General features: G+C 70.8%; 8 protein-coding genes and 1 tRNA gene. 3 read left to right on the forward strand and 6 right to left on the reverse strand.

Translation table 11 applies throughout. The features are described from left to right. The first annotated feature begins 25 nt into the window (after positions 1 to 25). The gene (locus ABZX37_RS41990) at positions 26 to 1,216 is read left to right on the forward strand and encodes a zinc-dependent alcohol dehydrogenase (RefSeq protein ID WP_354749400.1); all 1,191 of its coding nucleotides are present in this window, start codon (positions 26 to 28) and stop codon (positions 1,214 to 1,216) included. Continuing rightward, positions 1,213 to 1,782, forward strand: a complete 570-nt coding sequence (locus ABZX37_RS41995) for a hypothetical protein (RefSeq protein ID WP_354749402.1) — start codon at positions 1,213 to 1,215, stop codon at positions 1,780 to 1,782. The genes ABZX37_RS41990 and ABZX37_RS41995 overlap by 4 nt, the downstream gene beginning before the upstream one ends. 49 nt (positions 1,783 to 1,831) lie before the next feature. Here ABZX37_RS41995 and nrfD read toward each other — a convergent pair whose 3' ends face one another. The 6 genes from nrfD to ABZX37_RS42025 all read right to left on the reverse strand — a co-directional run bounded on the left by nrfD (position 1,832) and on the right by ABZX37_RS42025 (position 9,920). Next, entirely contained in the window at positions 1,832 to 2,758 is a 927-nt protein-coding gene (nrfD, locus tag ABZX37_RS42000; protein ID WP_354749404.1) for an NrfD/PsrC family molybdoenzyme membrane anchor subunit, read from the reverse strand. Then, on the reverse strand, positions 2,755 to 3,588 hold the full coding sequence (locus ABZX37_RS42005) for a 4Fe-4S dicluster domain-containing protein (RefSeq protein WP_354749406.1): 834 nt from the start codon (positions 3,586 to 3,588) through the stop codon (positions 2,755 to 2,757). Before ABZX37_RS42005 ends, nrfD begins: the two co-directional genes overlap by 4 nt. Continuing rightward, positions 3,581 to 6,793 (reverse strand): formate dehydrogenase, encoded by a 3,213-nt coding sequence (gene fdh / locus ABZX37_RS42010; protein ID WP_354749408.1) that lies wholly within the window; start codon positions 6,791 to 6,793, stop codon positions 3,581 to 3,583. Before fdh ends, ABZX37_RS42005 begins: the two co-directional genes overlap by 8 nt. A 4-nt stretch (positions 6,794 to 6,797) precedes the next feature. Next, positions 6,798 to 8,552, reverse strand: a complete 1,755-nt coding sequence (gene selB, locus ABZX37_RS42015; RefSeq protein WP_354749410.1) for a selenocysteine-specific translation elongation factor — start codon at positions 8,550 to 8,552, stop codon at positions 6,798 to 6,800. Further along, the gene (selA, locus tag ABZX37_RS42020) at positions 8,543 to 9,826 is read right to left on the reverse strand and encodes an L-seryl-tRNA(Sec) selenium transferase (protein WP_354749412.1); all 1,284 of its coding nucleotides are present in this window, start codon (positions 9,824 to 9,826) and stop codon (positions 8,543 to 8,545) included. Before selA ends, selB begins: the two co-directional genes overlap by 10 nt. Next, positions 9,826 to 9,920, reverse strand: a tRNA-Sec gene (locus ABZX37_RS42025). The genes selA and ABZX37_RS42025 overlap by 1 nt, the downstream gene beginning before the upstream one ends. 53 nt (positions 9,921 to 9,973) lie before the next feature. Between ABZX37_RS42025 and selD the strand changes: the two genes are divergently transcribed. After that, on the forward strand, positions 9,974 to 10,966 hold the full coding sequence (gene selD, locus ABZX37_RS42030) for a selenide, water dikinase SelD (protein WP_354749414.1): 993 nt from the start codon (positions 9,974 to 9,976) through the stop codon (positions 10,964 to 10,966). Positions 10,967 to 11,101 lie beyond the last annotated feature (135 nt).

Consider the following 11,101-nt stretch of genomic DNA (forward strand, 5'->3'; position numbering starts at 1 on the left):
TCCCGGCAAGGGGAATCCGGCCGCTATGAAAGCAGTGACCTGGCACGGCAAGCGGGACGTGCGAGTCGAGCACGTCCCGGACCCGAAGATCGAGCAGCCGACCGACGCCGTCGTGCGGGTGACCTCCACCGGCATCTGCGGTTCGGACCTGCACCTGTACGAGGTCCTCGGCCCGTTCATGACCGAGGGCGACATCCTCGGCCACGAGCCGATGGGGATCGTCGAGGAAGTCGGCAGCGGCGTGAGCGCGCTGAAGCCGGGCGACCGCGTAGTGGTGCCGTTCAACATATCCTGCGGGCACTGCTGGATGTGCGAACGCGGCCTGCAGTCGCAGTGCGAGACCACCCAGGTCAAGGACCAGGGCAAGGGCGCGGCGCTGCTCGGCTACACGAAGCTCTACGGCCAGGTGCCCGGCGGGCAGGCCGAGTACCTCCGCGTCCCGCAAGCGCAGTACGGGCCGATCAAGGTGCCCGACGGCCCGCCGGACGAACGGTTCGTGTACCTGTCCGATGTGGTCCCGACGGCGTGGCAAGCCGTGGCGTACGCGGACATTCCCGACGGCGGTTCCGTCGTGGTCTTCGGGCTCGGCCCGATCGGCCAGATGGCCGCGCGGGTCGCGCAGCATCAGGGCGCGGGCAAGGTGATCGGCGTCGATCTCGTGGCCGAACGACTGGCCCGGGCCCGCGCACACGGGGCGACGACGCTGGATCTGCGCGACCACCGGCGGATCGGCGACGCGATCCGCGACCTCACCGGCGGCCGCGGCGCGGATTCGGTGATCGACGCGGTCGGCATGGAAGCGCACGGCGCGCCGCTCGGGAAACTCGCGCACAACCTGGTCGCGCTACTGCCGCAGGCGGTCGGCGCCAAGGTGACCGAGAAGGCCGGGATCGACCGGCTGAGCGTGCTGTACGCGGCCATCGACAGCGTCCGGCGCGGCGGCACGATCTCGCTGTCCGGGGTGTACGGCGGGATGGCCGACCCGATCCCGATGATGGACCTGTTCGACAAGCAGATCCGGCTGCACAGCGGGCAGGCGAACGTGCGCCGGTGGATCGACGACATCCTGCCGGTGCTCACCGCGGACGGCGATCCCCTTGGCGTCGAAGGCTTCGCGACGCACAAACTCCCGCTCTCCGAGGCGCCGCGGGCGTATGAGATGTTCCAGAAGAAGCTGGACGGCGCCCAAAAGGTGCTGCTGGAGCCCGCGGCATGAAGACTCCGCTGAAAACGCTGCGGAAGGCTGTCGTGAGCCGGTCGCGGCTGCGCATCCCGGAACGCGCGTCCGACACGGAAACCGCCACACTGCGGTACTTGCTCTACGGCATCCTCCCGGCGTGGCTCGTGCCCGGGCTGCTCGACTGGTGGCAGCACCGCCGCACCCGGATCGAGGACACCGCCGGAGTCCGGGAATCGCTGATCCACCTGCTGATGATGGCCGAGGTCGGGCTGCCGATCACGCTCGCGCTGCTCTGCGAGATCAACCCGCTCGTGCTGACGATCATGGCCGCCACGATCGCCGCGCACGAGGCGACGGCGCTGTGGGACGTCAAGACGGCGGTGGAGAGCGACCGCGAGGTAAGCCGATCGAACAGCACATCCACAGTTTCCTGGAGTCGCTGCCGTTCATGGGGACCGCGGCGATCGCTTGCCTGCACTGGAAGGACGTCCGGGAGCTGCTGCACGCCGACGACCGGCGCAGCGCCTGGCGGCTGCAGCCCAAGCGCCGTCAGCTGCCGGGCGGCTATCTCGCCGGGATCGGGGCCGCGATCGCCGGGTTGATCGCGGTGCCGTACGGCGAAGAACTGTGGCGGTGCGTTCGGGCCGCCCGTTAATGGCCCGAACGCTTCTCCGCAAGCCGTTCCCGCTGCGGCACAACGACATACTTCGGGTCCTTTGTGGACTCAACTCCAGCCGCATAAACCCCGAACCGCGTGCACAGCCCCGACGCCAGATAAGCGGCCCCCGCGGCAACTCCCGCCGCGCGGTTCTTGCGGGCAGCCAACGATAACGTCGCGCCTGCCGCGGTAAGCACCTTGGCCGCCTTCAACAACCGTCCGGCCCGGCCGGTCCGGTACGGCTCCGAAGCCAAACCCAGACCGGTCTCCAGGTGGTGCTCCGCAGCCAACTCCGCGACAGCCCCGGCGATCCCGGCCCGCACCACCGGGCCATTCTCCTTCCGCGGCACCGAAATCAGCGCGATCCCGGCCCCGCTGGTCACCGCGCTGCCCGCGAACAGCACTGGCAGCGTCCCGTGCGCTTCGTGCCAAGACGGCGTCGCGGTGTCGGCGAGCAGCACCGCGGTGTACGTGCACATCGCCGGTCCGAGCACGCCCGCCCCTGCCCCGGCCAACCGGCCCAGCCGGGGGAAACGTCCGGTCATCGCCGTAAAAGCCGACACCGCGGCGAGACCGGAGAACGGCGACAGGATCCACGAACCCACCGACAGCGGCGAAGTCGGCTTGAGCACGCGCAGCATGTTCAGGAACCGCGTCGGCTTGCCGAGGTCGTGGATCAGCGCGACGACGCTGGCGATCGACCCGCCGGAAGCAGCCAGCCGACCGACCTTGGCCAGTTCCGGACGTCCGGTCGCATCAGCGAGCGCGGCCAGGGACGCCGACGCACCGGCCGCGCCGCCGAGGAACAGGTACAGCGGGACGTCCGGCTGTTTCCAGGCGGGCTCCTTGAGGATCGGCCTCCCGTAGTAGGAACGGAATTCGGCGGGCTCGACCATCGCCCGCTCGCGCCGCGGGCTCATCGCCGCCGTCCCAGGAACGACACGACCAGCGCCGCGGCCACCCCGGCGGCGGTCGTCGCGGCGCGCTTCCACATCTGCGGCAGATCACGCGTCGTCACGACCGGGTCCGGCGGGAAGCCGTAGACCTCGGGTTCGTCCAGCAGCAGGAAGAACGCGCCATCTCCGCCGACTCCGTCCTCGGGATCGTGCCCGTAGAGCCGCGCTTCCGGCACGCCGTCCTCGTGCAGCGTCGACACCCGCGCGGCGGCACGTTCGCGGAGTTCGTCCAGTTCGCCGAACTGGATGGAGTCTGTCGGGCAAGCCTTGGCGCACGCGGGTTCCATCCCGGCACCGAGTCGGTCATAGCAAAGGGTGCACTTGAACGCGCGGCCGTCGCTCTCGCGCTTTTCGATGACCCCGTACGGACACGCGGGCACGCAATAGCCGCAACCGTTGCAGATGTCCTGCTGCACCACGACCGTGTCGAATTCGGTGCGGAACAACGCGCCGGTCGGGCAGACGTCGAGGCAGGCCGCGTGCGTGCAGTGCTTGCAGACATCGCTCGACATCAGCCAGCGCACGCCCGGCTCCTCGGGCTGCTGTTCCGGCGCCCCGACCGTCGGCATGCCGAGATCCACCCCGGGCTTTTCCTGTTCGATGAACGCCACGTGCCGCCAGGTGTTCGACCCGAGGTCGCCGGTGTTGTCGTACGACAGCCCGAGCAGGTCCTGCCCGCCCGCCTCCGGGACGCCGTTCCACTCCTTGCACGCGACCTCGCACGCCTTGCACCCGATGCACACCGACGTGTCGGTGAAGAAGCCCATCCGGGCCTGGGCGCCGTATTCAGCCATGGGCTCGCCTCCGGTACTCCGCCACGAAGTCCAGCAGCGCCGGCCCGCGCGGCCGCCGTCCGGGACGGATGTCGCAGGTGGCCGCTTTGGCCTCCTGGATGTGCACGTTCGGGTCCAGCACGATCGACAGCAGGTCGTTGGCCGCGTCGCCGCGCGACAGGCCGTTCGGGCCCCAGTGGTACGGCAGCCCGACCTGGTGGACGGTGCGGCCGCGCACCTTGAGCGGCTTGACGCGGTCGGTGACCAGCACGCGGGCCTCGATGGCCGTCCGCGACGAGACGATGGTCGCCCAGCCGAGGTGTTCCAGGCCACGTTCGGCCGCCAGCGCGGGCGAAACCTCGCAGAAGAACTCCGGCTGCAGCTCGGACAGATACGGCAGCGTCCGGCTCATCCCGCCCGCCGTGTGGTGCTCGGTGAGCCGGTAGGTGGTGAACACGTACGGGTAGACCTCGCTGCGCGCCGGGTTGTACTGGTTGACCGGGCTGTCCAGCGTCTGCCGCACCGGCGAGGACTGCTGGCCGTAGAGGGCGTTGCCGACCGGGCTTTCGAAAGGCTCGTAGTGCGTGGGCAGCGGGCCGTCGGCCAGCCCGGCGGGGACGTACAGCCAGGCTTTGCCGTCGGTCTGCATGATGAACGGATCGCGGCCGCTCAGCGCGTCCTGTGCCTTCGCCCCGTCCGGCGGTTCGTAATCGGGTGCCTTGCCGGATTCGAAATCCGGGACGTCCGGGCCGGTCCACTTGGCCTCCGCCGCGTCCCAGCAGACCAGCTTTTTGCGTTCGCTCCAGGGTTTCCCGTCCGGATCCGCCGAGGCGCGGTTGTACAGGATCCGCCGGTTCGCCGGCCACGCCCAGGCCCAGCCGTTCGCGATCCAGTCCTGTTCGGAGCCCGGCTGCCGGTTCGCGGCGTGGTTGTGGCCGTCGGCGCGGACGCCGCAGTAGATCCAGCAGCCGCACGACGTCGAACCGTCGTCCTTGAGCTGGGTATACGCCGAGAGCGGGCCTTCCGGTCCGTGGCCGTTGATCTCCGCGAGCACGGATTCCGCGCTCGGGTCGGCCATCGGGCCTTCGGTCGGATAGCTCCACGCGAGGTCGCGGAGCGGGGCGTCGCGCGCGTCGCCGCCGATGCGTTCCCGGAGCAGCCTGCCCAGGTGGTAGTAGAACCACAGGTCGCTGCGGGCGTCGCCGGGCGGTTCGACCGCCTTGTGGTGCCATTGCAGCAGGCGCTGGGTGTTGGTGAAGCTGCCGTCCTTTTCGGTGTGCGCGGCGGCGGGCAGGAAGAAGACCTCGGTGCCGATCTCCTCGGTCTTCAGCTCGCCGGTCTCGATCTCCGGGCCGTTCTTCCAGAACGTCGCGCTTTCGATCAACTGCAGGTCGCGGACCACCAGCCAGTCGAGGTTGGCGAGGCCGAGCCGCTGGAACTTGCCGTTGGCCGAGCCGACCGCCGGGTTCTCGCCGACCAGGAAGTAGCCCTTGCACTCCCCCGCGATCTGTTTCTGGACGGTCGCGTACGTCCCGTGGTCGCCGGTCAGCCGCGGCAGGTAGTCGAAGCGGAAGTCGTTGTGCGGCTGGGCGTTCTCGCCCCAGTACGCCTTGAGCAGGCTCACCGTGTAGGAGCGCATGTTGCCCCAGAACCCGGTCTTGCCCGCGTCGGCTGCGACGAAACTGTCCAGGTCCAAGTGCTGGTGCGCGTGCGGCATCGGGATGTAGCCGGGCAGCAGGTTGAACAGCGTCGGGATGTCGGTCGAGCCCTGGATGCTGGCGTGCCCGCGCAGCGCGAGGATGCCGCCGCCCGGACGGCCGATGTTGCCCAGCAGCGTCTGCAGGATCGAGGCGGTGCGGATGTACTGCGCGCCGACCGTGTGGTGCGTCCAGCCGACCGAATACACCCAGGCCGTGGTGCGGTCTCGGCCGGAGTTCGCGGTGATCGCCTCGGCGATTTCGGTGAACTGCTCGACCGGCAGGCCGCAGACGTCCGCGACCGCCTCGGGCGTGTAGCGGGCGAAATGCCGTTTGAGGACTTGGAAAACGCACCTCGGGTGTTGCAGTGTCTCGTCGGTCTTGGGCTTGGTTTCGATCGCCGCGCCGCCGCTGCCGTAGGACTCGGCGCGCGCGGAACTCTGGTGCTTCTCGCCGCCGTGGTGGCCGCCCGGCTGATCCGGGTCGCGGGCGCCGGCCGCCGGGCTGGCGTCAGCGTCCTCGTACGCCCAGCTCGAGTTGTCGTACTGGCGGCTTTCCGGGTCGAAGCCGGAGAACAGGCCGTCGAGGTCCTCGGTGTCGGCGAACTGTTCGGTCAGGATCGCGGCGGCGTTCGTGTAGGCCACGACGTACTCGCGGAAGTCGAGGTCGTGCTGCAGGACGTAGTTGATCAGCCCGCCGAGGAACGCGATGTCCGACCCCGCCCGCACCGAGGCGTGGACGTGCGCGACCGCGCTCGTGCGGGTGAACCGCGGGTCGACGTGAATGATCTTCGCGCCGCGGGCCTTCGCCTCCATCACCCACTGGAACCCGACCGGATGGCATTCGGCCATGTTCGAGCCCTGGATGACGATGCAGTCGGCGTTGGCGAGGTCCTGCTGGAACGTCGTGGCGCCGCCACGACCGAAGGAGGTCCCCAGACCGGGAACCGTGGCGGAGTGTCAAATACGGGCCTGATTTTCGATCTGTATCGCGCCGAGCGCGGTGTACAGCTTCTTCATCAGGTAGTTCTCTTCGTTGTCCAGCGTCGCGCCGCCGAGGCTCGCGAAGCCGAGCGTGCGGTTGAGCTTGCGGCCCTGGTCGTCGGCGTCCTGCCACGTTTCGGCGCGCGTCTGGAGCACGTGGTCGGCGATCATGTCCATCGCCTGGTCGAGGGACAGCCGCTCCCATTCGGTGCCGTACGGCCGCCGGTAGAGGACCTCGGTCACGCGGCTCGGGCTGGTCACGAGCTGCTTGCTGGCCGACCCCTTCGGGCACAGCCTGCCCCGGGAGATCGGCGAATCCGGGTCGCCCTCGATCTGGGTGACCGCGCCGTCCTTGACGTACACCTTCTGGCCGCAGCCGACGGCGCAATACGGACAGACCGACCGGACTACCTGGTCGGCGTCCTCGGTGCGCGCGTGCCAGCGCTCCGAACCGGCCGACTTGGCCGCCGAGGCGCGCGCGGTGCGGTCGGGACCGGCCAGCTGCCGGTACACCGGCCAGCCTTCGATCCACTGCCGCATGCCCACGCTGTCACGGTAATCCGTTTTCCGGGCGCTCGCAGCACGTCCGGCGGGTCCCGTCGCCGAGCGGTTCGGTGAGCCCGGCCGCGTCGAGGTGCTCCAGCAGCGGGATCATCACCCGGCGGGTGCTGTCCAGCGCCTTTCTCGCCCGCGACACGGTGAACGGCTCGCCGAGCGCGGCCAGGACTTCCACCGCGCGCTCCGGCGCGTCCGGCGCCAGCACCACTCCGTCGGCGATCGCCCGCAACCGGCCCACGCGGACGGCGGCGGCCAATTCCCGTTTGCCCAGGCCGAGTTTCCGCAGTTCGTCCGCTTCCGGTGCGCGGAACGGGTGCTCGGCGAATCGCGCTTCGAGGACTTCGATGGCTTGGGCGACTTCGGCGGTCAGCCCGGCGCCGGGCTTGCGGACGAGACCGTCCTCGAGGATCAGCCCGTCGCTGAGGACTGCCGGAACGAGTCCCGAGTCCGGCAGCCCGAGCCGTTGCCGGAGCGCTTCGGCCGGGATCCCCGCGGCCAGCGGATGCTCACGAGTCCAGGCCGCGACCACTTCGCCGACCTCCGCTCGCGACTGGCGGAGACGGGCCGGGTCGGCGTGCCAGCCGCCGAGCCGCTCGCCCACCGCGGGCAGCCCCAGCGCACGGAAGTCCTCGTGGCGCACGAAACCCTCGCGGCGGAGGTAATCCCAGCCCGGTTCCACGGCGGTCAGCTCTTCGCCCCGGGCTCGCGCGGCGCCGCGACGCGCGAGCGACGGCGGCCGGACGTCCACCACGTCGAACCCGGCCGGGATCCGGTGCTCCCCCGGGTCTCGCAGCAGCCCCCGGTCGCCGGTCCGAAGCGGCAGCGGGTGTGCGAGCAGCAACCGGGCGGTGTCCGGTCCGAGCGGACGAATCCGGGCGGGCACCGCCGCGGAACCGAAGTGCAACACCAGATTCCGATGCAGCTCGCCGGACGGTGCGCCGCGCAACCGGACATCGACTTCCGTCGCCGGACGCCACGCGCCCGGGGTCAGCAGAACGTCGCCCCGGCCGACGGAACCCTTTGCCACGCCGCGTAAATTCACCGCGACCCGAGCCACTGCGGACACGCTTTCGCGCGGTTCGCCGAGTGCTTGCAGGCCGCGGATCTGGACCCGGTCCGCACCGAGTGTCACCTCGTCGCCGATCTGCAGGGTTCCGCCCCCGAGGGTTCCGGTGACCACCGTGCCCGCGCCCTTGATCGTGAACGCGCGGTCGATCCAGAGCCGAACGTCCGCCTCCAGATCCGGCGGCGGCAACCGGCTGGCCTGCTTGGCGAGCTGAGCTTTTAATTCTTCGAGCCCCGCGCCGGTCGTGCCGCTGACGCTGACGGCGGGCACCTCGCCGAGCGCCGTCGCCGCCATCTCCGCGAGCGCCGCCGCTGTCGCCGGGCCTGGGTCGGCACGGTCGGATTTGGTGACCGCGAGCAGGCCGTGCCGGACACCGAACGCGTCCAGCGCGGCCAGGTGTTCCGCCGACTGCGGCATCCATCCCTCGTCCGCGGCCACGACGAACAGCGCGGCCGGGACCGGGCCGACGCCCGCCAGCATGTTCGGCACGAAGCGCTGGTGCCCGGGGACGTCCACGAAGGCGAGTTCCTCGCCGCCGAGGCGGGTCCAGGCGAAGCCGAGGTCGAGGGTCAGGCCGCGGCGGCGTTCCTCGGCCCACCGGTCGGGTTCCATGCCGGTGAGGCTGCGGATCAGGGTGGATTTCCCGTGGTCGACGTGCCCGGCGGTGGCGATCACCCGCATCGGGAAACCGCCTCCCGCACCGTCGCGTCGTCCGCCGGGGAAACCGTCCGCAGGTCGAGCAGGCACCGGTCCCGCACGATCCGGCCGACGACAGCGGGCTCGCCCAGCCGCAACGCCTCCGCATACCGGGCGGGCAACGCGACCGCCGCGCTGGGCAGCTCGACACCCGGCGCGCCACCGCCACCGACGACCGCCGTCGAGTCCACCGCCTCGGCGTCCACGCCCGCCGAACGCAGCGACGCGGCCAGCGCTTCGGCGCGCTGGTGGAGATTCTCCGCGAGAAGTGCCGCCCGCACCGGTGGTTCCGGCCCGCGCAGGGTGGCTTCGAGCGCGGCGAGGGTCAGTTTGTCGACCCGCAGCGCACGAGCCGCCGGATGCCGCCGCAACCGTTTCAGGAGTTCGGCATCTCCGAAGAGCAAGCCCGCCTGCGGACCGCCTAGGAGCTTATCGCCGCTCGCGGTGACGACGTTCGCGCCGTCGGCCAGCGCGGTCGTGACGTCCGGCTCGTCCGGCAGCAACGGATGCGGCGCGAGGAGCCCAGACCCCACGTCGGCGACCACCGGCACGCCGAGCCCGGCCAGTTCGGCGACGCTCGCTGCCGAGGTGAACCCGGTGACCTGGTAGTTCGAGGGATGGATTTTGAGCACGAAGCCGGTGTCCGGACCGATGGCCGCCGCGTAATCGGCCGCCGAAGTCCGGTTGGTGGTACCGATTTCCCGCAGCCGGGCACCGGTCGAGGCGAGCAGATCCGGGATGCGGAAACCGTCGCCGATTTCGACCAGCTCGCCGCGGCTGACCACGATTTCCTTGCCTGGAGCCAACGTCAGCGCGCACAGCAGCAGGGCCGCCGCGTTGTTGTTGACCACGTGCACCGCCTCCGCACGCGGCACCGACTCCGCCAGCGCGGCCAGGGTGCCACGCCCGCGTTTCGCCCGTTCCCCGGTTTCGAGCGCGAATTCGACGTCGGTCGAACCGCCCGCCGCGACGATCGCGTCCAGCGCAGCGGCGGACAGCGGCGCGCGGCCGAGATTGGTGTGCACGAGAACGCCGGTCGCGTTGAGCACCGGCCGCAGCGACGACACCGTCGCGGGCAGCCGGGCTACCACCTCCGCGACGACCTCGCCAGGCTCGATCTCGCCCGCCCGGGCCCGCTGCTGCGCCGCCGCGACCAGCGATTTCACCAGGTCGCGGCCGAGGGTTTCGGCGGCTTTCGCGATCCTCGGCTCGCCGAGCACGGCGTCGGTGCGCGGGATCGCCCGGCGCGGGTCACCCATGGCGGAGGCGGACGGGAATCGAACCCGCCAGCGGCAGGACCTGCCGCTCAACGGTGTTGAAGACCGCGCCGGTCACCAGGCCGGATACGCCTCCCTGGGGCATTCCGCCATCCTGCCAAGACCGTCGCGCCCCCGCATCATGAGGACATGAGCGTCCGGCTGACCCAGTACGCCCACGGCGGCGGCTGCGCGTGCAAAATCCCGCCCGGAGAGCTGGAAACCATCGTCCGCGGCCTGTCCGGAGCCGCACCTTCAGACCCGCCCGGCGAGTTGCTGGTCGGCCTCGACGACGGCGACGACGCGGCGGCCGTCCGCATCGCCGGGAACGTCGCGCTGATCGCGACCACGGACTTTTTCACCCCGGTCGTCGACGATCCGTACGACTGGGGCCGGATCGCCGCCGCGAACGCGCTGTCCGACGTCTACGCGATGGGCGGCGTCCCGGTGGTCGCGGTCAATCTCCTCGGCTGGCCCCGGGAAGTGCTGCCGTTCGAGCTGGCCGCGGAGGTGCTGCGCGGCGGCCTGGACGTCTGCGCCGCGGCTGGATGCCATCTCTCCGGCGGGCACAGCGTCGACGACCCGGAGCCCAAGTACGGCCTCGCCGTCACCGGCACCGCGGATCCGGAACGCTTGCTGCGCAACGATTCGGGCAAGCCGGGCACGCCGCTGACGCTGACCAAGCCGCTGGGGATCGGCGTGCTGAACTCGCGGCACAAGGCCACCGGCGAACGGTCCGAGGAGGCGATCGCCGCGATGACCACGCTGAACCGCGCCGCGTCGGCCGCCGCGCTGGAGGCGGGCGCGGTGTGCGCGACCGACGTCACGGGCTTTGGTTTGCTCGGCCACCTGCACAAACTGGCCCGAGCGAGCGGCGTCACCGCCCGGCTGGACCCGGCGGCGGTTCCTTATTTGGCCGGTGCCCGGGAAGCTCTGCGCGACGGCTACGTCAGCGGCGGGACCCGCCGCAACCTCGACTGGGTGCGGCCGCACGCCGACCTGTCGCGGATCTCCGAGGACGAGGCCCTGCTGCTCGCCGACGCACAAACCTCCGGCGGGCTGCTGGTAGCGGGCGAACTGCCGGGCTGCCCCGTGATCGGCGAACTCGTCTCCCGCACCGACCACACCATCGTGGTGGGCTGAGGTCCCGCTTCCGCCGCCGCCCGCAGCGGTCCGTGAGGGGAACCCTGAGGGACTCTGAGTCCCTCAGGGTTACCCACGACACCCCCCCAGGTTCCCCCCGCCCCGGGGCGCCGTAGCGGCGAACGGAACAACAAA

Source organism: Amycolatopsis sp. NPDC004079, from assembly GCF_040610415.1.
In the GTDB taxonomy this organism is placed as follows: domain Bacteria; phylum Actinomycetota; class Actinomycetes; order Mycobacteriales; family Pseudonocardiaceae; genus Amycolatopsis; species Amycolatopsis halotolerans.